The 24,460-nt window shown below is 46.4% G+C and carries 16 protein-coding genes and 1 pseudogene; 7 read left to right on the forward strand and 10 right to left on the reverse strand.

What is annotated here, in order from left to right:
- Positions 1-49: 49 nt before the first annotated feature.
- Positions 50-1,387: an MmgE/PrpD family protein gene (locus tag YWE_RS0103720; RefSeq protein WP_029093315.1), complete on the forward strand. Its 1,338-nt coding sequence runs from the start codon at positions 50-52 to the stop codon at positions 1,385-1,387.
- 327 nt (positions 1,388-1,714) lie between these two features.
- A complete protein-coding gene (locus YWE_RS0103725; RefSeq protein WP_029093316.1) occupies positions 1,715-2,383 on the forward strand; it encodes a GntR family transcriptional regulator in 669 nt (222 codons plus the stop codon).
- 82 nt (positions 2,384-2,465) lie between these two features.
- On the opposite strand, the gene YWE_RS0103730 is transcribed toward YWE_RS0103725, so the two are convergent.
- Positions 2,466-3,068 carry a FumA C-terminus/TtdB family hydratase beta subunit gene (locus YWE_RS0103730; protein ID WP_029093317.1) on the reverse strand — a complete coding sequence of 201 codons (603 nt, stop codon included), beginning with the start codon at positions 3,066-3,068 and terminating at the stop codon, positions 2,466-2,468.
- 2 nt (positions 3,069-3,070) lie between these two features.
- Positions 3,071-3,964, reverse strand: a complete 894-nt coding sequence (locus YWE_RS0103735) for a fumarate hydratase (RefSeq protein WP_029093318.1) — start codon at positions 3,962-3,964, stop codon at positions 3,071-3,073.
- 510 nt (positions 3,965-4,474) lie between these two features.
- On the opposite strand from YWE_RS0103735, the gene YWE_RS0103745 reads away from it, so the two are divergent.
- On the forward strand, positions 4,475-5,845 hold the full coding sequence (locus tag YWE_RS0103745) for a class-II fumarase/aspartase family protein (RefSeq protein ID WP_029093319.1): 1,371 nt from the start codon (positions 4,475-4,477) through the stop codon (positions 5,843-5,845).
- 71 nt (positions 5,846-5,916) lie between these two features.
- Here YWE_RS0103745 and YWE_RS0103750 read toward each other — a convergent pair whose 3' ends face one another.
- Positions 5,917-6,804 carry a MurR/RpiR family transcriptional regulator gene (locus tag YWE_RS0103750; RefSeq protein WP_029093320.1) on the reverse strand — a complete coding sequence of 296 codons (888 nt, stop codon included), beginning with the start codon at positions 6,802-6,804 and terminating at the stop codon, positions 5,917-5,919.
- Between the two features lie 321 nt (positions 6,805-7,125).
- On the opposite strand from YWE_RS0103750, the gene dcuC reads away from it, so the two are divergent.
- Both dcuC and YWE_RS0103760 read left to right on the forward strand, forming a co-directional pair.
- Positions 7,126-8,496 (forward strand): C4-dicarboxylate transporter DcuC, encoded by a 1,371-nt coding sequence (dcuC, locus tag YWE_RS0103755; RefSeq protein ID WP_029093321.1) that lies wholly within the window; start codon positions 7,126-7,128, stop codon positions 8,494-8,496.
- 115 nt (positions 8,497-8,611) lie between these two features.
- Positions 8,612-10,306, forward strand: coding sequence for an NAD-dependent malic enzyme (locus tag YWE_RS0103760; RefSeq protein ID WP_029093322.1), 1,695 nt, complete (start codon positions 8,612-8,614; stop codon positions 10,304-10,306).
- Between the two features lie 549 nt (positions 10,307-10,855).
- On the opposite strand, the gene YWE_RS26480 is transcribed toward YWE_RS0103760, so the two are convergent.
- The 5 genes and pseudogenes from YWE_RS26480 to YWE_RS0103780 form a co-directional block, all read right to left on the reverse strand.
- Positions 10,856-14,029: an autotransporter family protein gene (locus YWE_RS26480; protein ID WP_051323170.1), complete on the reverse strand. Its 3,174-nt coding sequence runs from the start codon at positions 14,027-14,029 to the stop codon at positions 10,856-10,858.
- Between the two features lie 763 nt (positions 14,030-14,792).
- A pseudogene (locus YWE_RS30310) lies at positions 14,793-14,915 on the reverse strand (helix-turn-helix domain-containing protein); the annotation flags it as partial.
- Positions 14,916-15,226: 311 nt separating this feature from the next.
- The gene (locus YWE_RS26485; RefSeq protein ID WP_051323171.1) at positions 15,227-15,811 is read right to left on the reverse strand and encodes a cytochrome c3 family protein; all 585 of its coding nucleotides are present in this window, start codon (positions 15,809-15,811) and stop codon (positions 15,227-15,229) included.
- 14 nt (positions 15,812-15,825) lie between these two features.
- Positions 15,826-16,245: a cytochrome c3 family protein gene (locus YWE_RS0103775; RefSeq protein WP_029093323.1), complete on the reverse strand. Its 420-nt coding sequence runs from the start codon at positions 16,243-16,245 to the stop codon at positions 15,826-15,828.
- A gap of 23 nt (positions 16,246-16,268) precedes the next feature.
- Positions 16,269-17,864 (reverse strand): FAD-binding protein, encoded by a 1,596-nt coding sequence (locus YWE_RS0103780; RefSeq protein ID WP_029093324.1) that lies wholly within the window; start codon positions 17,862-17,864, stop codon positions 16,269-16,271.
- 163 nt (positions 17,865-18,027) lie between these two features.
- Here YWE_RS0103780 and YWE_RS26490 point away from each other — a divergent pair, with 163 nt between their 5' ends.
- Both YWE_RS26490 and YWE_RS0103790 read left to right on the forward strand, forming a co-directional pair.
- Positions 18,028-19,830 carry a sensor histidine kinase gene (locus YWE_RS26490; RefSeq protein ID WP_248595840.1) on the forward strand — a complete coding sequence of 601 codons (1,803 nt, stop codon included), beginning with the start codon at positions 18,028-18,030 and terminating at the stop codon, positions 19,828-19,830.
- Positions 19,817-20,440 carry a response regulator transcription factor gene (locus YWE_RS0103790; RefSeq protein ID WP_029093325.1) on the forward strand — a complete coding sequence of 208 codons (624 nt, stop codon included), beginning with the start codon at positions 19,817-19,819 and terminating at the stop codon, positions 20,438-20,440. Before YWE_RS26490 ends, YWE_RS0103790 begins: the two co-directional genes overlap by 14 nt.
- A gap of 272 nt (positions 20,441-20,712) precedes the next feature.
- Here the strand turns inward: YWE_RS0103790 and YWE_RS31830 are convergent, their stop codons facing one another.
- Positions 20,713-20,961, reverse strand: coding sequence for an IS1/IS1595 family N-terminal zinc-binding domain-containing protein (locus YWE_RS31830; RefSeq protein ID WP_428829258.1), 249 nt, complete (start codon positions 20,959-20,961; stop codon positions 20,713-20,715).
- A gap of 62 nt (positions 20,962-21,023) precedes the next feature.
- Entirely contained in the window at positions 21,024-23,498 is a 2,475-nt protein-coding gene (locus tag YWE_RS26495; RefSeq protein ID WP_161628760.1) for an autotransporter outer membrane beta-barrel domain-containing protein, read from the reverse strand.
- Positions 23,499-24,460 lie beyond the last annotated feature (962 nt).

The following is a 24,460-nucleotide window of genomic DNA, read 5'->3' on the forward strand; positions in this document are numbered from 1 at the left end:
ATACTTGGGAAAATAGCTCTCTCAGGTATGCTTTTTTGAGGAGTCAATGATGGAAGATAAGATTCAACAAAATCTGGCCAACTTTATTGTCAATTGTCGTTATGAAAGTATAGAACCGCGGTTGATTACTGATATGAAATACCGGGTTATCGACTGGTTAGGCTGTGCCATTGCCGGAGCTGACTATCCCCAGGCTATTATCGGGCGCCAGCTTTTTGCAGACATCGGTGGTAAACAAGACGCCGTTATCATCGGGGCGAGCGGAAAATACCCCGCGGCCTGTGCAGCTATGGTTAATGGTATAATTGGTCACGTTTCTGAGCTGGATGATGGTCATCGTAAAGCGATCGGACACCCGGGCTCGGTGACGTTACCAGTGGCTTTAGCGTTAGGTGAGAAACTCAATATCACCGGTAAGGAGTTTCTACAGGCGCTGGCTATTGGTTACGACCTGTTTATCCGCCTTGGACAAACGGTAAACCCTTCCCATTATGCTTATTGGCATACCACCGGAACCTGTGGCGCTTTTGCTGCAACGGCGACGGCAGCTTCAATAATGAAGTTGACCGCGGAGCAGACCAATAATGCATTAGGTATTGTCGCAACCTTGAGCGGTGGCCTTACCGTCTCTTTTGGATCGCATGCAAAAGCACTAAATATAGGCCATGCCTGTCAGAACGGTATTTATGCCGCCTGTTTAGCTGAAGGTGGATTTACCGGCGCACCGGATGCGATTACCGGTAAAAAAGGGTTTATTGCGGCAACAAGTACACAAGATAACCATGATAGCTTAATCCATTGTGGTGAAACAGGACTGCTATCAGATACCGCGTTTTACAAGGTTTATGCCTCATGCGGGCATACAAACTCTCCGTTGGATGCCACGTTCAATCTATTAAACAGCCATCGACCAGATCCAAATAATATTGTAAAGATCGAAGTAGAAACCTACCGGATAGCAGTCTCGCTGACCGGTGAATTTAAGGCTGATAATGAAGATCAGGCTAAGTTCTCTTTGCCTTATTGCATGGCCGTTGCCATCCTGTTCGGCAAAGTGTCATTACAGCAGTTTAAGCCGGATGTTTTAAGCGATCCGGCGGTTAGGGCGTTAGCTAAAAAGATCGTTGTTACAGAGTCTTCACAGGCAACACAACGTTTTCCTAAACGACAGGCCAGTGTGACTATTACGTTGAATAATGGACAGAAATATACTGATTCAGTTTCAGACTCTTGCGATATAGCTGATTATGATTTGATTGAGAAGAAATTTTTCGATGCTGCACAGGCCATTGATCTCAACGCATCTGAAAGTGTTATTTATTATATTAAAACGATGGACCAATATGCAGGTATAACGCCATTAATCAATTACCTTCGGCTAATGTGAGTAAATCAGGCCTATTACTGCGGGAACCTTTAGGTAAAGGTTCCCGCACAGGTTTACGCTTCAGGGCCTGAAGTCGCGTTATTTCTCACCGTTACTACGGCACAAATCGTATCTTGCTCAAATGGATTACCGCAAACTATGGGGTGATTGCTAACTATTGGTTTCCCTTCTTAAGACTATTCTTCTTATCGTTAACAATATGCGTTTGATTTTTCTTATATTGAGCCCGTGCGATAAAAGTATAGTTCTACTAATTAGCGCTCTTATTTAGTAGAATTGGCGAATAAATCCGCTGATTGCTGTTCCGTAATTTGAAGTTGGTTCTCTATGACAATGATAACAAAAACAAAAGCAAAGATGATTTACGACGATTTGAAGCGCAGGATACTGTCCGGAGAATTAAAAGCGGATGTGCGTTTAGTTATTCATCAGTTAGCCGTCTCTTATGACAGTAGTGATATTCCGGTTCGGGAAGCTCTAAAAGAGCTGGCGGCGGAAGATTTGATTGAAATGAGCCCGCATAAAGGCTCGCGGGTTAAGAAACTTTCAGTCAAAGAAATGCAAGATATGCTAGAGATAAGAAAGAACCTTGAGCCTTTAGCGGCACGTTTGGCTGCTGAAAATTCAACGCCGGAACTTATAGCGGCGCTAGAAGGGGTCTTTCACCGAAGCGAAAAATTGGCTGAAGAGAAAAATTACTCGGAATACTCTAACGTTAACCGGGAGTTCCACCAGCTTATTGTCGAAGCCAGTGACAATACCTACCTAAAAAAAATTCTCAGTGAACTGCTCAGTAATGAGCGCCGTACCAAGACTATTTTTGACTTATTCCCGGATATTGTGACCGTTTCATTAAAAGAGCACAGGCAGATGATACGCCTGATAGAGGCTAAAAAAGGGCAAGAAATTGCAGAACTGATGCTAATGCACAAATCCCGTTCCTATGGAAAACTGCAGGATTACTTTTCCAAGTTAAGTCATGAAGCTAACGAATAGCTGCCAGAAATTATATCTACATGATGTAAGCCATTTATGTCGTCACTCCATTGAGAAACGGAGTGACGGAGAAGAGATTTTTCTATCCGCTGTTTTTTTCAGCCATCACTTTTTCTGCTATTTCACGCGCCTGCTTTTTAACAAGGTCATACCTGCTATTGCCATGACAATCCATAGTAACGATAAACGGACCAAAGCGTTGTGCCTCTAATACCCACATGGCTTCCGGCATACCATTCTCCAACCAGTGAACGGCTTTAACCTTTTTGATTCCCGTGGCTAAAACTACTGCACAGCCCGGAGCAGCTTGAAGATAAGCCTGTTTATATTGGCGAAAAGCTTGCAGGCTATCGGAACTCATACCACCTTTGCCTATAATAAGCTTAACGCCCAGACTACCGACAAATTCAGCATGAGGCTCCATACGAATAGAGGTTGTCGGCCCTATTACGTGTAGTTGCCAGTTATTCTCGGCGTCTTTTATCATTACCGGACCGGCATGAAAAATGGCACCACCTTTCATCTGCTCCGGGAGTTGTTTACCGCTTTCAACCCGTTCTCGCATTTGCAAATGCGCCATATCACGTGCCGTACATAAGGTACCGTATAGATAAACTGCATCACCAACGGCCAGCTTTTCGACATCGGCATCCTGTAAAGGCAGGGTCAGTTCATAAATTGCCATTCTTATTCCTCCACCTGAAATAGTGATTCACGGCGGCCGTCAGGGTATATCCGCACGCCAAAACGACGAGCCACCCAGCAATGGAAATTAATCGTTACCGGGCATATAGCGGTATGAGTGGCCGCATAAGCTATTTTGACCGCTAGCGTCGTGGTTTTCCCACCGATACCTCCGGGGCCAATACCCAGCTTATTGATGTCCTCCAGTAGCTCTTGTTCTAGTTCATCCAGCAACGCATCCGGATTATGATCGAGCCAACTTCGCGTACTGATCGCCTCACGACTAAGCTTCGCGCTGATATCCATTTGCCCACCAAGACCAATTCCTATTGCTGAAGGCGGACAAGGGAAACCACCGGCATTAATTACGGTATCCAGTACCAGTTGTTTCAGACCACTATAGTTTTTACCTAACGTCGCCGGCGTCAAAATTTTAGAGATATTTCCCAGTTCAGCGCCGCAGCCTTTTGCACTCATGATAATTTCGACAAATGGCTGGTCCGGAACATAACGAAGTTCGATATTAGGAACACCCAGACCGGTACTGTCTCCCGGGTTGTGGCGGGTTAGAGGGTGAACAATACTCGGGCGAATTAACCCTTCTTGCGTGGCCTGAGTCAGCGCCTTTGGTAAATAACTTAACAGTGGTCCCATATCAAAATATTCACCAAAACGGATCCAAACAGTCGGAAAGCCGGGTGACTGGCATACCGGTTTATCCTGTAACGTAGCTTGTGCAACATTGTCGATCATCGTTTCTAAAAATACCTTCGCTTCCGGATGACTCTCCTGTACGACGGCGTTTCGCATCAGATAAAGAACATCCGGCGAGATTGTTGTACAGGCCCGGTGGAGCAGGTCATATACATCTTGGTAGGTTATTCCCAAATCTTTCATTCTCTGATCCTTCTTATTATCTTGGGATTTCATATATTATATATAATATATGAAATTGCAATTCCTTATTCAAACCACCCCAAAAATGGGGGATATCCACTGAAAAATAAAAAAAGATAAGAAAAATAAGGTGATAGGCTGATTTGAATCATCAAAAATAGCGTTGAAAAACCGATTTGGGATACCGCCACCTGATGTCAATTTCGAGATAAATCTAATATTCTGCTGAAAATTCATGCCTCCAAACCGCATGCCCAACCGCCCAATAGATTAGTGTTAAGCACATCACGTTTTTGGCAATAAAATCGGGGAGGCTCAGGGGAAATTCATATTCTCATTTTTATAAGCCGGTAATTAGACCAGACTTTGCGTTATCGACCGCAATAGATATATGCCCAAAATGGTTGAAGTCGCAGGTAAGCGAGCGCCGTCCCCCTCCCCTACAATTGACGTATGGCGGGCATAAACCATGCACTAATATCGTTCATCTACTTATATTTGGAGTCAATAATGCGAGGTAGTCATAGTTCAGTATTTGATTCAGAGCTGTATTCATCCCTGTTTACTCAGCCGGAGATGAAGCAGATTTGGTCTGATGAAAACTTAATTCGCTGCTGGCTGGAATTTGAAGTGACGATAGCCCGCGTACAGGCAGAGTTAGATATTATTCCGGCTCAGGCCGCCGAAGAAATAGCTTCAACCTGTCGGTCTTTAGACATTGACTGGGAACGACTGGCGAAAGAAACACGCATCGTCGGAATGGCGATCAAGCCGCTGGTAGATCAAATCACCGATGCCGGTACCCCGCTGGTGAAGAAATACCTGCACTGGGGCTGCACTACTCAGGATCTATTAGATACCGCACTGGCGATGAGAATGAAACAGACGCTGCTTTTGCTGCGCCGCCAGCTGATGGAACTTGGTGAAAACCTAAAAACTATGGCGCTGGAACACAAAGCGACCGTGATGGTGGCCAGAACGAACTCCGTCGACGCGTCTGCAACCACCTGGGGGCTGCAGGTCAGTAGCTATCTGAGCGAGTTAACCCGGCATATTCATCGTCTTGATAATCTCTACCCTACGGCAACGACCGGTTTATTCGGCGGCGCGGTAGGAAACCTTGCATCGGTAGGTCATGATGGCATCGCTACCCGCAATAATCTGATGAAATCACTAGGCTTATCTAAGCCAATCGGCATGATGAACGCCAGTCAGGATAACATCGTGCAGGTTATTCAATTTTTTGCGCTGGTGCACGGCACCCTGTGCCGGATAGCTAACGACGTGGAAACCATGGGTCGCCCGTCCTTTGCAGAGCTCAGAGAGGGTGAAGGCGGTGGCGGTTCCAGTACCATGCCGCACAAAACGAACCCGCGGGCCAGTAATATGATCCAAACCCTGTCCCGTATGGGCTGGATGTATGCATCAGGCGCAACAAACCTGCTCGATCAGCAAGATGTGCGGGCCGCTTCGATGCGCGTGCTGAACTGGTCTTTGGTTCCGGAGTCGGCACTAAGCCTTTCCACCAGCCTGGAGCGAGCTTGCCGCCTGATCGCCCACCTAGTGGTAGATAAGCAGAAGATGAGAGATAACTTTAGCGCGTCGAAAAACTTCATTATGTCGGAATCTGTATCCATGAGGCTGGCAGATAAGATCGGCCGGGATCAGGGCTACCACATTATGAAAACGTTAGTTAAAGAGGCGGACGGAACTCAGGATCTACAGCAGTTGGTGCTCGGCAATGCCCAAATTCGCGAAACCTTAACCGAAGAAGAGATCGTTGCTGCCTGCGATCCATTATCTTACTTAGGATGTAATGACGCGCTGATCGACGAAACGCTGGCGTTCTTTGATGCTACTGATAAAAACATAACGAAATAAAAACAACCGATTGATATTGCTAAGATTCCTCAAGCGGGCTACCGCTTGGGGATCTTTACTCACATAGTTATTTACTTAGGCAATGGTGAAAAGAGTTCAAAAAATACAAACAGCTCTTCCAACTGTTCAAAATTCCCTTCTCCTTCTCCCTTCTCATAGGCTAAATGCAGTACCAGCTCGACAAAAAAGAACCCGATAATTCGACTTTTAAATACCGACTGAACATCGCTGGGCAGCACAAACTGTAGATTACAGAATTTACCGTACGGATTAGATTCTGAGTTAGTGACTACCACCACCACCGCATCCTTCTTGCGAAACCATTCGGTCACCCGAATAACCACCCGGTTAAACCGATAGTAGGAAAAGGCAATCAGCACATCCTTACTGGATAAATTCAGTAAGGCTTTCGGCAAATCACCAACGTCTACCGAAAGCAGCGTTACCCGATCCCTAAAATAGTTAATCAGGGTGGTAAAATGTTTGGCCATGGCGTGAGACGAAGAAGGACCTATTACATAGAGATGCCGGTCTGTATCGAGAATAAGATCGATAAACTCATCCAGACTGTCAATATCGATATTATCTTTGAAGCTATCAAACAGCATGGTGACATTCTTATTAAACTCAGAGACGATCTCCGCCGTAGTCACTTTGGCTTTTCCCTGAGCCCGGGAGGCCAGCTCGAACGGCGGCACCAGTTTCTGCTGCGACAGTGCTTCTTCCAGTTCACGCCTAAAGGCCGAATAACCGGTAAATCCCAACTTATTTAAAAAACGGCCAACCGTGGCTTTGCTTACCGAGGCATTACGGGCGAGATCGACAATGCCATGAAATGGCAGCTCATTGAAATGAGCCTGAATGTAAGCATCCAATCGACACTCTGATTCAGTTAATGAATGTAATTGCGTAGTCTGTGAAATATATTTTTCTAGCGTCAATAAATCATTATTTTTCATTCGTCTCTGTCTCTTGGTATTCCAGTTGACCCGCTAATATTAAATATATGCTAAATAAAAAAGTCTTGTTAACGATCGCTAAAGCTGAAAATAAAAAAGAGTTGGTTAAACGTTGTCACTCATGCTTTGGCGTTATGAGATCCTGCGCACAAATTATTGTGAGAAAACTATTTTCTCATTCTGCCCGCCGCGCCTTACTCCTACTATGACCGCATAACTAACCGGCATATAGATTATATCGTGCCACCAGCTCCAGCTAAGTACAAAAGTTATTTAACAGCAGTTTTTTCTACTCGGAAAAACAAATAAAAGGGCACCCTCATGACTGCATTTATAATCGCAATAGTGATTACTATCATTGCTGCATGGTTAATCATCAAGAACTACCAACCCCAGACGGTATTATTACTGGCCGGTCTTTCTTTACTGACTATCACCGCCATTTTCTACCCCGACAACAGTATCTTATACGAAAAAGCAAAGTCGACGGGCTCAGTTTGGATTGATATTTTTGCCTTCGCAAAAGGTTCACTCTCAACTCAGGTGGCCGGTATCGGTTTGATCATCATGGCGGCGGGCGGCTTCGCAAGCTACATGGACCATATCAAAGCGTCAAACGCCATGGTTAACGTCTGTATTCGTCCTCTGCAAATTATTAAAGCACCGTACCTGATTCTGGCACTGGGCTATATTTGCGCGCAGATGCTGCACGTAGCGATTTCAAGCGCCGCCGGATTAGCCATGTTGTTATTGGTTACCTTCTTCCCGGTGCTGGTTCGTTTAGGCGTGAGTAAAGCCGCTGCGGCTTCGATGATTGGTCTGTGTGCCTTTATGGACCTCGGCCCGGCCGTAGGAACAGCCAACCTGGCGGCAAAGCATGCCGGAATGGAAACGGCTATCTACTTCGCCCATTACCAGATGCCGGTAGCCGTTGCCGTTATGTTGGTTGTGTCGATATTAGTGTTCTTTACCGCTAAATATTACGATAAAAAAGATGGTCACGTTGTCGTGGTTCAAGACGTTACCAAGGTTGAAAATGCAGAGGAAGAGCGAGTGCCAACGTTCTATGCATTATTGCCTATCTTCCCGGTAGCGCTGGTGCTGATATTCAGCCCGCTGATCATTGATACCATCAAAATAGACGTGGTTACCGCCATGATCCTTGGCACCATGACGGCATTTCTCTGCGAACTGCTGGTGAAGCGTGATTTCCGCGCCTGCTGTAAAGGGGTTCAGGTGTTCTTCAAGGGCATGGGCAGCATGTTTACCAGTATTGTTTCGTTACTGGTTTGTGCCGATATCTACGCTCAGGGTATGCAAAAAATCGGGGCCATCGACTATCTGCTGGTATCGGTGCAAAACGCCGGCTTTGGCTTCGTCAGCATGACTATTCTGATGACGCTGCTGGTTGGTGTGACTGCGGTACTAACCGGTTCCGGTGTTGCCGCCTTCTTCTCCTTCTCAGGCATGGCCCCGTCTATCGCCAGCAAGTTTGGTCAGGAAGCGGTTCATATGATTCTGCCGATGCAGCTGATGGCCGGTATGGGACGCTCCATTTCTCCGGTCGCGGGTATCATTATTGCCGTCAGTAAGGCCGGTGAATGCTCTCCGTTTATGATAGTCAGGCGAACGCTGATTCCGGCGATAGGCGGCATCATAACCATGCTACTGGTTAACTTTATGTTGTTCTAACCCAAGACATTTATAGCAATCCCTTCTAACTCTTAATTCAAGTTGCAGGCACCTTGGCTGCAGCTTGAATTATTTCGACTGAACATCTTCATCGTTAGGTATTTGGATATTTAATATGTTTCATGAAGCAAGCGAGAATGCACTGTATATCCCCTATACGGGCTCAGTATTGATGGAATCCCCACTGCTAAATAAAGGCAGTGGATTTACCAGTAATGAACGGGAAACCTTTAATTTACACGGGCTGCTACCGGCGGCGGTAGAAACCATTGAAGAGCAGTCGCAGCGGGCCTACCAACAGTTTCTCGATATCAAATCTGATATTGCACGCCATATCTACCTGCGCAACATTCAGGATACCAACGAGACGCTGTTTTATCATTTGGTCGGTACCCATATTTCAGAAATGATGCCCATCATTTACACCCCGGTTGTCGGCCATGCCTGTGAGCACTTCTCTGATATTTACCGCCGGGCCCGGGGGCTTTTTATCTCCTGGCCCGACCGGCATATGATTGACGACATTTTGCATAATGCCACCAAACAGAATATTAAAGTGATTGTGGTGACTGACGGTGAACGCATACTCGGTCTTGGCGATCAGGGTATTGGCGGTATGGGGATCCCGATTGGTAAACTCTCGCTATATACCGTGTGCGGCGGTATCAGCCCGACTCAGACATTGCCTATTTTGCTCGATGTGGGAACTAACAATTCTCAGTTACTTAATGACCCGCTCTATATGGGCTGGCGCCATCCGCGCATCACCGGCGATGAGTACTTTGAATTCGTCGATATGTTTATCAGCGCCGTTAAGCGCCGCTGGCCTGACGTACTGCTACAGTTTGAAGACTTTGCCCAGCATACCGCCATGCCTCTGCTAAACCGCTATCAGGATCAAATCTGCTGCTTTAACGATGATATTCAGGGTACGGCCTCTGTCGCATTGGGTACCTTAATGGCCGCCTGCCGCGCCGCGAATAATCCGCTGCGCGATCATCGAGTGGTATTCTTGGGTGCCGGCTCTGCCGGGTGCGGTATTGCCGAGCATATCGTGGCGCAAATGGTGTCTGAAGGTTTAACCGATGCACAGGCCCGCGCCAATATCTATATGGTCGACCGTTTTGGCCTGCTAACCGACGACCAGACTAATCTGGCGCCTTTCCAAGGTAATCTGGCGCAGCCGCGCTCAGCGTTAGCCAATTGGGAAAACCAAAGCGATGCGTTCTCGTTTATCGATGTTATCCGCAATGCTAAACCGACGGTGCTGATTGGCGTAACCGGTCAACCGGGGCTATTCAGCGAAGACGTTATCAGGGAAATGCATAGCCACTGCCAGAAACCGATTGTGATGCCGCTTTCCAACCCGACTTCTCGGGTAGAAGCCCGCCCGGAAGATATTCTGCGCTGGACCGATGGCAATGCCATTATCGCGACCGGCAGCCCGTTTGAGCCGGTGACCTATAAAGATAAGGTCTATCCGATTGTTCAGTGTAATAACGTGTATATCTTCCCCGGCATAGGACTTGGCGTCATAGCCAGTCAGGCCCGGCGCGTAACCGAAAGTATGCTGATGGCGGCAAGCCGAACGCTGGCCGACTTCTCACCGCTGGCCCGTGACGGCTATGGCCCGCTGCTGCCGGATATTAACGATATTCAGCAGGTAACTCAGGCTATCGCCTATAACGTCGCGAAAGAGGCGCAGGCGGCCGGTGTTGCGGCCAATATTTCGGACGATACGCTCAGGGAAAATATCACCAAGAGCTTCTGGCAACCTCAGTACCGCCGCTATAAGCGAACCTCATTTTAATCATGCCTGCATAAAATAGCTCCCCGTTTTCGCGGGGATGACGAGGGAGGGAACTTCGTCGCCACCCCGTTGGGCAACGGGAATAACGAGGGTGCAAATTTCTTCGTCACCCCGTTGAAAAACCACTGCTGTCCGGGATAAATAGAGTCCACTTCAACCAATTGATGACAAAATGATTCAATTTAGTTTTATCGTAAATTTCGTCCGCAAAAAGAATGTCGAAATATAATCTTTTTCTAGCGGCCGAGGGGTGATGTTTTTAAGCTCAATAGGCTCCGGGCCTACCTTTCCTACGGGCGCTCCGGCGGCTTTCGCCGCTACGACCCCAACGGAAAGCTCTCCCTGCGTTTGACCCTTTTAAAACCAACATATTGTGGTGTTTATCCCGGACAGTAGTGGTTGAAAAACGGGGTCCAGCCCTTAAGCCAAGCGCTAACGGATTAGCCAAAACCTGGGTCCCCGCTTTCGCGGGGATGACGGAGGAGGGAACTTCGTCGCCACTCCATTGGGCAACGGGATGACGAGGGGAGTATTAATAATTAAACTCACCTAGAAGCTATATTTAATACCAAAATTAACTGAAGTATCGCTATAGCCTTTATCGCCGAGCTGTTGCCCGACGTTAGTCCATAGGTTCAGGTTCTGATTCAGCTTACCTTCCGTACCCAGCTTTAGTTCACCGATATTCCGGCTACCCGCCTGTTTGACTTCGACACCGTCCATAATGGCACCGGCCTGTTGACTGTTGTTCAACCAGTTAGCTTCGGCATACACGGTAAACTGCTTATCGCGACCAATGTCTTTATCACTCACCCCGTCACGGGAGATTTTTACACCCAGGCGGGTTTGAACATTATCGCTGCCGCTGGAACTCACCTTGGTGCCGTTAGCTTCACGATGGTCATCGGCCTGAATACCACTCCAGACAACCTGAGCCTGTGGAGTAATAAATACTTCACTGTTCAGCCCCTGATAGACCGGTAGGCGATAACCCGCTTCAATCGAAGCGCTAAAGCCGTCCATATCGTAGGACTCTTTCGCTACGCTCTGACCGTTAACTTCTGCATCTAACCAGCTGTACTGAACCCAACTGTCAACATAAGCCCCGTTCAGCGTCTTGGCATCCTGATACCAAGTACCATAGATGCCGGTACTGTAACCATCAATGCGACTGTCAGCCCGATAACCGGTTAGTTTAGAACCCGACTTGCTGTCAGCCTGACCATAGGCCGCCATCACACCTAAGCCAAAACGGTCGCTGTCTATAAATTGAGTCCCAAATACTTCTCCGCCGCCCTGAATTACGTAGCTGTTAGTGGCAGTGTGTAGCTGGCCAGTGCTGTCGCGGTGTTTGGTACGCGATCCGACCTGACGTAGCCACAGGCTGGAGTTTTCTGCCCGGCCTTCACGATCTTCTAACCGCAGGCTGAACAGATTACCTGCCGCTGCCATATTAGCCATATAGCCGCCGGCTTCCGGGCGATAAATAGACGGCGTTGCCGTTGGTGAATCAAACGTTGAACGAAGATACCAGTCGCCATCGGTTGGCGTGGTCATTCCGCCCTGATACAAGAAGTATTCATAGGCTCCGGCTACTGCACGCCCTTCCAGATTGAAGCGACCGCTCGAGTCTCCTCTCACATCAACCAACTTAATGCCGTCTTGCGTTTCCGCTCCGGTTCCGCCGGCGTTAACCACTTTTACATGAGTCGTTCCCGAGGTATTGCCCGTGACCACTAAAAGGTCGGTAGGAGCATCGTTAGAAGCCAATGCGGTATTGTAGACAATTGTTCCGTTGTCGCCGTGATAGTCACCGTTCACTGTCAGCAGGTTATGACCACTACCGTTAGCGTTAGCATCGGTATGGAAGGTAATTAAGCCTGCGTTTGTCGTATTGCCCAACGTTTGGTTATGGCTGGCCATATCCAGCCAACCACCGGCGTCAATCTGGTAGTCAGCGTTGCTGCTAAAGGTATTTTCACCGCCTGCACGAGCGATACCTTGGCTATGAATTTCGGTTATTCCCGCGTAGGTATTCTGCCCGTTAAATCGAGTGGTACCACTTTGTACTATTACGGAACCATCACCTGAGGTATTAGCATTAAAGTTGTAGCCGCTATGAGTATGGTTAAAGACAATAGTGCCATCGCCGCCGGTATTAACCCCCGAGCTATCAACGTTACCTAATACGATACTGCTTAGATTTAATGTACCAGCGTCGGTTGCCGCATAGCCCAGAGCGGAGCCGACGTTAAGCGTACCCTCACCTCCGACCTGAGCACCGATATTCAATACTCCGCCAACGGTAAGCTCTGCATTACGATTTAGCGTAAGAATACCGCTCCCCGCATCGCCGAGAGTCATATCACCTAAATTATTCCAGCTTGCGCCTCCGGTCAGCAGAACTTCACCTTTAGCATCGGCGAATACGCCAACAGAAGATGAGCCGGACTCAACATAGCCCTGATGCTGAACAACCATCGTTGCCTGACCTCTGCGCCCCAACAGCATCTGTTTATCATTAATCCAGCGGGAGCCTGCATCAGAGACCAATATTTCACCAGCACCGGTGGCGTTTGTACCCACCATAACGTTGACGGAGTTTACTTCGCCTTGGTTGGTTATTTGCATGGTGCCTTTACTACCACTACCGATATACATTCCGCCGCCAGAAACCGGATCGTCAGTAACGTTCAAGACAGAGCCTCTGTCTGCTACGGTAAGAATGCCTTCGCTCTCAGTGGTAAACACACTGATCTCAAACACACCCTTAGAATTTATTGTCCCACCGTTACGAATATCTAACCGGTGTTGAACATCCGGTCTGGCGGCAGTGTTGAGCACAAATCCACCGTTAGCGTTCCAGACCGAACCCGGACCGGTTACCAATGCCCAAGAATCGATGCTACCGTTAACCTGACTACTACCACCAATGTTCATTACGCCGCCGTTTTCAAGAACCAGCGTTCCTGTACCACCATGACCAACCACAATCTCTTTAACCGTATTCAGGGTACTTCCCTGACCGGAAATAACGACGCTTCCTTGGCTGCCCGCATAGTGGCCAACATGTACAATCCCGATATTAGCAAGTGCACCATTGAGGATCTGGAGCGACCCGTTACCCCATTGCCCGACTCGCATCAGCGCATTAATATCAATGGCGGCAATCTTATTACCAAGCACATCAAGAGCAGCCCCATTGGCAATAATGGTACCGCTAGCTCCGGCATTCTCTCCCAATTGAAGAATAGGGGGAGAAGCGGCACCATTGCTTGTCAGTTGCCCGCCATTTTCCAGAGTAATAACCGCCTCTCCGCTATTGCCAATACGCCAAACGGCAAAATCAGCACCGGAGTTAATGGCTGAACCAATACCGCTGACTAAAACCGTTGTTTTAGTATTGGCTTCATGACCTAAATTAAGTTGTTCAAGGGCCAGAACGCCACCGGCATTGATATTTAAAGTGGCATCATTAGCGTAAAAATATTTAACCAGATCTGTTGGCTGAGTGACATTAACGGAGGGCCCGCCGCTAATAGTGGCGGTACTATCTGCATTTGGTACGCCATTATCCCAGTTAACAGCGTCGTGCCAATGTCCTGTTGCGCTGCCCTGCCAGGTAAAGGAAGCCGCCTGTGCATAAGCACCACAGCACAAAGCACCGATTAAAATGACTAAAGGCTTTTTTAAAAATCCGAAGGGTTGGTTTTTTCTTTGCATACAATTATATCCTTATTAATGCCTACATAAAGAAACGTTTATCGACGTCGCTTTATGAGAAAATATCCTTTCAATTCAATAATAAATCTCTTACTTCTTGATTATCCCGTTGCTAAATAATTACCTAATCATTTATTAAGAAAAAATAAATTCTGACCAATATAAAATTTAGCCCCTACCTATTAATCGGAGTTAAACAGCTATTTAATCGATTTGTAACACTAACAATAACGAGTTGTTATTGCTTTAAGGTAGATTAATTAAAGCATGACTTAAAAAGATATTTTTAATATTTACAACGAGTTAAAATCGGCAAGCAAAGACATTAAAACCTAAAAACCCCAATGTGTTTTTATTGTCTATTCTTAATATTATAAATATTAGCCAATGCGTTAGTTAGACAAGTGTATTCGATCTAAATTATCGTGTAAACCGCATTAATTAAGAATAAAACACAAAATTCCCGATTAACCTAGATATAACATCTCATTAAAGTAATTTATGTATTTCACTAACCAATGTTAATCAATAATGTTTTTTATCGCTGTTTTCAGCATTTAGCCACTCAACCAAATATAATTACACCTGTTATTTAATTCCAAGGTAAAAAAGTTGCAATAAATAGAAATTATTTTATCTGGATATTATCTATAAAGACTTAAACGTCTCGTCCGCCAATAGAACATTAGGATATGATCGCTATTTAGCCGACTAAGAACGGAGTTTATTCGGTTTGTCAGGTTTTCGACCCACAGTCCTTTTATTATTTATCGCTATTTCGCTGCTTAAGCTTTGTGCTCGCTGAATCATAATACCGGCTTGGCCATATTGCACTTGGTTGAACATTAAGAGCCTCAGCGATCAACGTTTCGCCTTTGGGCCAAGGGCTAACCGGTTAGCCAAAACCTGGGTCCCCGCTTTCGCGGGGATGACGAGGGAGGGAACTTCGTCGCCACCCCATTGGGCAACGGGAATAACGAGGGGGCAAATTTCTTCGTCACCCCGTTGAAAAACGAGGTCCAGCCCTTAAGCCAAGCGCTAACCGGTTAGCCAAAACCTGGGTCCCCGCTTTCGCGGGGATGACGGAGGAGGGAACTTCGTCGCCACCCCGTTGGACAACGGGAATAACGAGGGGGCTAATTTCGTCGTCACTCCGTTGAAAAACAGGGTCCAGCCCTTAGACCAAGCACTCATTGGTTACTTTTTATTCTTAATCAAATCCTGAGAAAACTTATATTCAGGCTGAGTTTGGTTAAGTTCACTGCGCAGTTCCCCGTTATGGCCCACGGTAACATGGCAAGAAACGCAGTTAACCGGCGTGGTGGTTTGCTGCATATCTTTATAGTGCTGATGCATCTCAAGGGATTTCGAATTATCTGCCGTCGTTTTGTCTAACAGCTTGTTATGGCAAGTCAGGCAGCCGGAATCAAAAACAAACTCTTCTCGCTGCTTGCGGCGGCTTATCCAGTCTATTTTAGAGGTATCAGTAAACATCACTTTAACCACGTCATTGGTGCCCTGCACTCCCTTAGAAACCAAATAGCTGAAGGTGCTGGTATGCGGTAAATGACAGTCCACGCACTCCGCACTGAACCCGTGCGGGTTATTTCCCCCGTGAATATCCTGCTGAAAGGTTTTCACCATCGGTTGCATCTCATGGCAAGAACCGCAAAAGTTCTCGCCGCCGGTCTGTTTTACCGCTTCAGCCCCGAGCAGGCTGATACCAACGCTAACCAGACCGATAACGCAAGCAAGTAAAATGATAAAACGTGTTCTACTCATGCTCTTTTCCTTCCTTAAGGTGTCGGTCCGAACCAGTCCCGGGTATTGTCATGACAAGTCTCACAGAGATTGGTTGAAGGTTTATGTTCGGCATGACATTCGTAGCAGTCTAAGTCGAGCCCGTCATGGAGCGAGCGGTGCGGGTTAGTCTGATTCGCATCCATAAATCCGGTACGCTTAGCGACTTTTTCAGCACTGCCGTGGCAGGTCAGGCACTCTTTGGTTGCCAGAGGTTTATATTGCGCAGGGTCTTGCTCCTTATGGCAGGCAGTACAGGGCAACTGTAGTTTTTGATGATGCGCTTTTAGCGCAAATTCACTTTGTACATTGGCTGAACTGACTTGCTCATCCGGCGATGTTTTACCGGTGTCAGATAACAGCGGCGGCGAGAAAAGCGCGCACAGTAAGGCAAATATCAGTGATATTTTTTTCATGACGATCTCCTGTTATTCACCGGTTATTCCCACGGCGTTTCTTTACCGGCATTTTCTCCGGCAATCATGCCAAAAACGCCACAGTCAAGGCTGCCGCAGGCGGTTAAACGGATATAGCCATAGCTCCCCGCAGAGGCCTCACCGCAGACAAATACGCCGGGAATGGGTTGTTCAGTGACGACATCAATCGGCTGTGCCTGAGGGGTTATCATCGCCCCGCCCTGACTGTAGTTATAACGCGGGTTAAGCCACATGGCGTAGTAAGGTGCTTTACCGATAGAGGTGGAGGTTTTCATCATGGCTTTTGGCTTACCAAACTGGTCTTTATTGTCAGCCATATTCTGATTGTATTCAGCAATGGTCTTTTGCAGTTGATTGATATCCATATTGAAGTTCTGGGCCAGCTCTTCAAGGGTCTCAAATTTCCACATAGTTCCTTCGGTGCCGTTTTTCCCCTCAAGGGATAAATGGAGCCGCTGTTTATCGTGATAATTCTCAATACCGATTTGGTCATAAATCAGCACAATCTGCTCACCGTTAATCCGGCGGCGTTCAGAGAGAATTGCCAAGCCTAACCCCTGACGGTCATTATTATTGAACTCATCAATAAAACGTTTACAGGTTCTCGGGTTAACCAGGATTCCCCATAGAATATCTTCAGTCGGAATAGGGAAAGCAAAGCGGAACAGCGTCATATGAATCGGCTTAAAGCCGGCTTTGATCATCGCTTTTAAAGCGCCGGCCGTGGCCCCCGGATTGGCGGTAGAAACCGAGTTATACAGCACGCCGACTTCATCACCGCGGAATTTACGATCCTGATTATAACCGCCGGTGGCCATGATCAGACCGCGTTTGATTTTGTAATAACGGGTGTTTCCGGTGGCGTTAAACGACGGATTATCGTTTTCCCCAAAGTCTTTCACTTCGCGGTTAAAAACGTAATTTTCCCGCACTTTGGCACCAATCACCCGGCCTTCAGGATTACGGATAATCTCTTCCAGCAGGATCTGTTTACGAATTTCAATTTCCGCAATATTTTCTTTCATGTGCTTTTGCAGGCTTTTTACAATGCCGCTGCCGCCGTTGACCGGCCATACGCAACGGGCACGAGAGTGCCCTCCCAACGGCTTTATTCCCGTACCGTTGCCGATTGATTTATCAAACTCAACGCCGTGGTCGCAGAGAAAGTTAAACAGGGGCAAGGTGTTCTGCGCGATGGTTTTGGTGATCTCAATATGGTTGTAGCCTTTAGATTCTTTTTCTATATCGGCCAGTAACAGCTCCCATGAATCATCAAGTACCCCGATCTCTTTTTGCCACGGTGAACCGACAACCGCCATATTCAGACCGGATATTAGGGAAGAACCGCCTAAGCGCGACATCTTGTCGGCCAGAATAATTTTCATTCCCGGCGTAGTTTCTGCCGCTTTAATGGCCGCAATTGAGCCCGCCATTCCGGTTCCCATAACCAGAATATCCATCTCTTCGTCCCAGTGAATCTCAGGGGGCGTTTGATTAGCGTTAGCGTTTAACGGGAGCATAGCGGCCAGCGGTGCAACGGCAGCAGAGGTAATGCCTAAGCGAATAAACTGGCGTCTGGATTTGTTGTTATTTTCCATATCGGTGCCTTTTCATTGTGATGACAATGACGACACTCTGCGGTAGAGACTTTCTCTTCTCTATAGTGGTTTACCGCATATACCGTAGCCAGTTGACCTATATCAATATTGCCGCTGGCATAACAGGTCATGTTTTCTACAACAAATAACGAGGAATCACATGGTGTATAGGTTATTCAGAGGACTGTTGCTCATCGGTATGTTGATTAGCCCGATGGCTATTGCGGATGTATATCAGCAACGCCCGGCCATTCGCATTGGGGTATTGTCATTTGATGATATCAATAAGGATATATACCGCTGGCAGCCAACCATTGACTACTTAAATCAACGCTTCCCTCAATATCAATTCACGCTGGTTATTGGCGACATTAAAAGTATCGATCAATTAGTTTCCAGCGAAACCATTGATTTCGCGATTACTAACGGCGTGAAGTTTTTGATGTATCAGAATCAGCATGAAGCCGTGCGGATGCTGAACTTAAAGCCTTTGCATGCCGACCCTCAGTTTGCGATCGGTTCAACCGTTATCGCCCGCAGCGATATCCCTGATATTGCTAACTGGAATGAGATCAGAGACAAAAATATTATTGCTACTACGCCGCAGGCATTTGGCGGCTTTCAGATAATTAAGCGAGAGTGGCTGAAAAGCGGCATTGATCCCGTACGTGATTTTCCTTATTTGCGCTTTGTCGGATTACCGCAGGAGAGCCTGCTATCCCAGTTAGCCAACCGAGAAGCCGACATTGCTATTTTACCAACCTGCGTGCTGGAACAGGCAATAAAGTCCGGCCATTTTAGTCCGGAACAGTTTAAAGTTTTAGATATTTATCCGCAGACGACGCTGCCCTGCCAGAGCTCTACTCCGCTTTACCCTTACTGGACATTATCCCGCATGAAGCATGTCCATGAACAGCTAGCCAGTGAAATAGCTCAAGCCTTATTATCCATAAAATCAGACGACGCTCCTGCCGTTCAAGGAAACTATCAGGGCTGGACGGTACCGATTAACGACAGCAGTATTATTGGCTTAATGACCGACCTTGGCCTAGCCGGCAATAACGACCATCTTAACGTTCTATGGCAAAAATACCGTGGCTGGCTGTTTATTGCGTTGGGCTACGGGCTCTTGCTGATTGGTTACCATCTGCGCGTTAGCTACTTGGTTCGCACCCGAACCAAGCAGTTACAGCAGATGATGGAGCTCAACCAAGAGTCCGCAGAGTGGATTCGCAAGCAGCAGGAACAGTTCTATTCCGCCCAACGAATCCTGCTTTCAGGGGAAATGGCGGCGGGTATGGCCCACGAGCTTAACCAACCACTGATGGCAATCAATAACTATGTTGTCGGCTGTCGCATGCGTTTGCAGCAACAGCCACTGGATATTGCGGCGTTGGATAAGGCATTGGAATCTGCAATTAATCAGACCAACAATGCCAAAGAAGTTATCCGGCATATGAGACACTTTATTAAGAAGCACCCGGAGCAGCAGCAGAATATTGTGCTGAATAACGTGATCGCCAATGCCTTAGCATTGTTTACTAACGATCTGAAGCGTGACGGAATTACCGTTATCGGGCCGTCACAGGCTTCGGTAACGGTTTTTGCCGATGAAATCTTAATTCAGCAGGTTTTGGTTAATCTTATTCGCAATGCGCTGGATGCTATCAAGCAGTGCGTGCCGCCGGTCGCTAAGCCTCAGATTATTTTTGATATGCAGATAACCGAATCAGACGTTATTTTAAAGATCGCAGATAACGGCATTGGCATGACCGGCGAGCAGTTGGGTAAGCTATTTGTCCCTTTTGTCACCAGTAAAGACAACGGGCTTGGCTTAGGGATGACGATTTGCAAACGCATTATTGAGGCACACCACGGGCGTATCTGGGCACAAAGCCAACCAGCCGGTAGCGGTATTTTTATCTCACTCCCCTTAGCCGAAGGAGCACAGCATGATAACCAGTAACGTATATTTGGTTGATGACGACCCGGCGATCAGGGACTCGCTGACCTGGCTACTGGAGGCAGCGGGAGTAAACTTAATCAGCTTTTCTGGTGCCGATCATTTTCTCAAGCAGGTCGATATTACTCAACCGGGCTGCGTGCTGTTAGATATCTGTATGCCGCAAATGACCGGCGTAGAGCTCCAGGAGCAGTTACTGCGCAACGATAATGTCTTAAGCATTATCTTTTTATCCGGTCATGCCGATGTACCGACCGCCAGTAAGATATTTAAGAACGGCGCTTTTGATCTGTTAGAAAAGCCGGTTGATGTGGGTGAGCTGCTGCGAGTTTTACAGTCTGCCCGACAGGCCAGCGTGGAAAAATTTAGTTGGCTTGAGAAATATCACCAGTTAAAGGAGGCTTTAGACAGCCTGACCGGCAGAGAAAAGCAGATCTTAATGCTGGTATTAGAAGGCCACCCCAATAAAGTGATCGCCGACCGTCTGTATTTGGCATTACGTACGGTAGAAATTCATCGCCATAAAATGATGAAAAAAATGGGCAGCGACTCACCGGTTCAATTAGCCCATATGCTGTCGAAATACGTAGATTTAAAAGAGATTAGGCTGTAGGTACCACATCATAAGATATGGGATTGCAGACAACGTAGTTTAATTTGATTTTAGCCTAAATTTCGTCCGTATAAGCAGTATCGGAATATTCGTTTTTTCTGGCGATAAAAGGGGCGATATTTTGAGTTCAATGGGCTCCGGGCCTGATCCGATAGCCTATTTTCAACACCCCATGATGAACCATCAAGGTTTGTCACCAATCGAAATACCACATCATAAGACGTGGTATTGTGAAAATAATTGACGGCATGCTTCACTGACCCGATGTGTCGTTATGAACATCCTTTCTCCGCACCATCACTCTGCGTATACACGTTATAAATATACTTATCCTGAAAGGTTTTTCGGCATTCCAGACACCGGTACCGCGGATAACCCGATCGACCTTTACCGTGTCTTTTGACGTATTCCGTTTTATGACAATATCGGCATTTTACTTTTGGTTGAAATAACGTTCGCATTAGCATACCCCACCCTGTCCGTAACCCATTGTCCTTCAATAAAAAACCCATTACAGCCATCGAAATTATCGCATCACCGTAACGGGCCTTTTTTATACTTTATCGGCTTAAATCAGACGCGATTAAAAGCTGAAGCGATAGCCGCCGTTGATCTGGCGTTGGTCAAATTTATTCCCCGTTGAACTGTCCAGATCCAGATATAGCGTATGCTGTTTTCCTACCTGAGCGCTGACACCAATACCGTTGTTCCACCAGTTCCCTTTAAAGGTATGGCTCTCGGTTGACCCGTTCAGTTGATAATCCACGTCGCCTTCAAACTCACGCACCAGGCCGGTTTTTAGGTAGACGTTCACTTTGTTATCACCCTGATTGAGCTCGTAGCCCAGTAACGCACTCGCTCTGCCCATCAGTGACTCATAACTGCCTAAGTCCACCTTCAACCCGTTTGATGCCTTAATCTGGGCTGCATCCTGATGGCCGTAGGTCAGTTGGAGCTGTGGCTCAACATAGAAGCCGCGGTTTTGCTCGGTCAGGTTAAATTTTTGGCCGGCTTCCAGCGAAAGACTGACGCCGTCAGAATTACCATTACCCCTGACGCGATTGTCCTGGCTATCCCGGACGCTGAAGTTATTTTTCACATGGGAATACTTAGCCACCGCATCCGTATAGAAACCGTTAGCGGCCATATATGAACCATAAATACCGGCGTTGCTGGACTTGGTTGTACCGTCGCCGGAGCGGTAATCCGGGCTACCCTGGGTCTGCCCCATAAATACGCCGACAAACAGCGGCACTTCCGGTGAAATACGCTTATCAGCACCAATCTGCATACCGCTATAGGACATATCAAACTGGCTGAGCTTTCCGCCGGAGAAGGAGTCAAACTTACCGGCAAAGCCGCGCAGCCACATATCTCCGCGTTCACCGTTCTGACGTAAATCCCCCATACGCTGTAACAGAGTCTGGGTTTCGGCATAGTTCATCAGGTAACCGATATTCAGGAAGTTAGCGCTGGCATCAGCAGTTGAAGTGATTCTTGGTTCCGGTGGTGGCTGTGGCATCTCTATCTGACTAGTCGCTGGCGCACCGAACAACTGCCAATGAGTTTCGATCTTTCTTAAATCGTACTCATATCCGCCCAGCTCAACTTTACTGTTCAGTGAGAACTGACCATTGCCATCGGCGGTTTCGACCACGGTTAAGGTTTCAGTACCGTCGGTTGCAGCAGAACCATTATTCATCACGGTTAATGTATGGCTGCCTTCAGTGGTTCCGGTTACCCGCAGCAGGTCTCCGCTATTATTACCGCTGCCATCGCCGACAATATCGGTGCGCAGTTTAAAACTACCCTGCCCGCTTAAGTTCTCAACGGTTAATACGTTACGCTGCGGATGCGAATTCTGAGCATTAAACAGCGTTACTTCGCCATTATTCAGCAATGACAAAGAATCAATGGAAGAGTCGCTATTCATTGTCCAACTGGCATTATCAATCGCAATATTGATTACACCATTTTTAATATCATTAGTCGTATTAACGGAGGCACCCTGCCAGTGTGCCCCTTGCGACAGATTGAGATTTAACGTTGCCACATAGTCATCAACCTGTGATGTAGACATATCACCAACCATTGAAGCACTATCGGATAAGTTCATCTCAAAACCAGTATCCATATTTCTGGCAACGACTTTTAATGCACCGTTTTTGCCTTCAATCAGCGTTTGGCTGCCGGAGGCATTAACAATGGCCTGGCCGTTAATAGAGTCGATGGCTATTCCATTAGCGTTAATTTGGCTATCTTTTAGATTAACCTGCCCCGACCTGAATACTCTGATGGAGGTCTGGGTATCTTTTTCATTATTAATAACGCTATTGGTTAAATCGACCAGGCTGGTCTCATCACTAATCTGGATAGCTTGCACATTATCTTTGGCATTAATAGTCAGGTTATTACCCAGCAGAGTTGCGCCGCCGTAGACATGCGCCCCCAAATAAGCATGATCGCCTGATACGTTTAGCGTAGAGTTACTCAGCTTTAAAACGCTGTCATAGGTGACTGTGGTCGCGTAGCGGCCTTTGGCTCCGTCTGCGGTATTACTGACATAATTCAATATCAAATTATCACCGGTAACATTATCAGAAAATATGGTCTGGCCTTTATTACTTTGGATCAGACTGTTGGTTAACTGGATATTCCCGTTACCTAAAAATATGACTCCGTTATTCAGATCTGCATTCACATCTGAAATCACCGTCAATCTGTCACCAATAATGCGGCCATCGGGATGAGTCTGAATCGAGTAGTAAACGTCTTCCCCATCGCTGCGGTTACCCAAAAGGTGCAATCGGCTGTTGCTGATATTAATAACGCCATCGCCGGTGGCTTGCATCATATAAGATTCATTAACGGTGAAATTTGAGTTGGTAATCTTAGCGATTCCCCCCTCATCTACCGATAACATGTAGTCTCCATCATCAACTGCTTTATGAGTTATCGTCAGATTATCAACAATCAACTCTCCTCCGGCCTGTGCTCGCAGAGCCGGAGATGAGTTAGAAGCCGCAGAATGGTTATAAGTACCACCGTTAATTGTCAACTTTCCGTTGTTATTAACGAATAGGCCATACCCGCCATTTCGAGTGTTTAAAATTTCGGTAGATACTTCATTTAGCGTTAATTTACCCCCGTTAATAAAAATCCCATTAGAGTTATTAATTGTAATAGGATCGCCAGCACCCCACACTTCTTCAGCGTCATTAGATGTTATTGTCCTTGGAGCCGTTACGGGTGAGGCACTTGACGTTAAAGGGAAGGAAACAATACTCGTACACATTAATAATGACAGGGCTATCTTATTAAACACAAACACATTTAAATTCAAATTCTTTACAGCTAACCCATTACCATATGATTTACATTCAAATTCCATGAAAAACCTCTACTATCCATATATTACACTTATATCGACATATTGATTATTAATAAATTCATCAACATACATAACATTTACTACACAGCACTCATCGAGAAATAAAATTTCTGGCATAGGTTAATTACTTAATTTCAACCATATAGATGGCAAATCAAATAAAATCATTGCGTTATAAAATAAGATACTACAAACAACTATCAATACAACACATCTTACCATTCACATACGTAAAGATAATACATAAGATCGAATTAGTTTGTAAAAATGACATTTAATTTAAAATTAACTCTATTTTAAAGACCAAAAAACCAGCCGGGAACTGATTGACGATCTAAAAACAACAAATATTTAGTACATTCGAAATAAAAAACTTTAAATAACAAAAAACAACAATTTCAAATGAAATTAATTTCATTAAAAACACATACAAAAATATAAAAATAAACCAATAACAATCCATTCACCAACAATCAACCTTCAAGAAACACGCCTAAATAAATTGGCAATGATTAAGTATTACCGTCATCAATCTTATATAATTATGCTGTATCACCTTATACACAGTATTAGTGCCATACCAACAATGATACTTAACGCAAAATTGTGTGCATCCGCATGGTTCACGA

It is taken from the genome of Budvicia aquatica DSM 5075 = ATCC 35567 (assembly GCF_000427805.1).
GTDB classification, from domain to species: domain Bacteria; phylum Pseudomonadota; class Gammaproteobacteria; order Enterobacterales; family Enterobacteriaceae; genus Budvicia; species Budvicia aquatica.

What these genes read in the sequence shown, in the direction of transcription:
- YWE_RS0103745 (WP_029093319.1), top strand. Translation starts at nt 4,475, where the DNA reads ATGCGAGGTAGTCATAGTTCAGTATTTGATTCAGAGCTGTATTCATCC.
- YWE_RS0103775 (WP_029093323.1), bottom strand. Translation starts at nt 16,245, where the DNA reads ATGAAAAAAATATCACTGATATTTGCCTTACTGTGCGCGCTTTTCTCG.
- YWE_RS26485 (WP_051323171.1), bottom strand. Translation starts at nt 15,811, where the DNA reads ATGAGTAGAACACGTTTTATCATTTTACTTGCTTGCGTTATCGGTCTG.
- YWE_RS0103720 (WP_029093315.1), top strand. Translation starts at nt 50, where the DNA reads ATGGAAGATAAGATTCAACAAAATCTGGCCAACTTTATTGTCAATTGT.
- YWE_RS0103790 (WP_029093325.1), top strand. Translation starts at nt 19,817, where the DNA reads ATGATAACCAGTAACGTATATTTGGTTGATGACGACCCGGCGATCAGG.
- dcuC (WP_029093321.1), top strand. Translation starts at nt 7,126, where the DNA reads ATGACTGCATTTATAATCGCAATAGTGATTACTATCATTGCTGCATGG.
- YWE_RS0103780 (WP_029093324.1), bottom strand. Translation starts at nt 17,864, where the DNA reads ATGGAAAATAACAACAAATCCAGACGCCAGTTTATTCGCTTAGGCATT.
- YWE_RS0103730 (WP_029093317.1), bottom strand. Translation starts at nt 3,068, where the DNA reads ATGGCAATTTATGAACTGACCCTGCCTTTACAGGATGCCGATGTCGAA.
- YWE_RS0103760 (WP_029093322.1), top strand. Translation starts at nt 8,612, where the DNA reads ATGTTTCATGAAGCAAGCGAGAATGCACTGTATATCCCCTATACGGGC.
- YWE_RS0103735 (WP_029093318.1), bottom strand. Translation starts at nt 3,964, where the DNA reads ATGAAAGATTTGGGAATAACCTACCAAGATGTATATGACCTGCTCCAC.
- YWE_RS0103725 (WP_029093316.1), top strand. Translation starts at nt 1,715, where the DNA reads ATGACAATGATAACAAAAACAAAAGCAAAGATGATTTACGACGATTTG.
- YWE_RS31830 (WP_428829258.1), bottom strand. Translation starts at nt 20,961, where the DNA reads ATGGCTGTAATGGGTTTTTTATTGAAGGACAATGGGTTACGGACAGGG.
- YWE_RS0103750 (WP_029093320.1), bottom strand. Translation starts at nt 6,804, where the DNA reads ATGAAAAATAATGATTTATTGACGCTAGAAAAATATATTTCACAGACT.
- YWE_RS26480 (WP_051323170.1), bottom strand. Translation starts at nt 14,029, where the DNA reads ATGCAAAGAAAAAACCAACCCTTCGGATTTTTAAAAAAGCCTTTAGTC.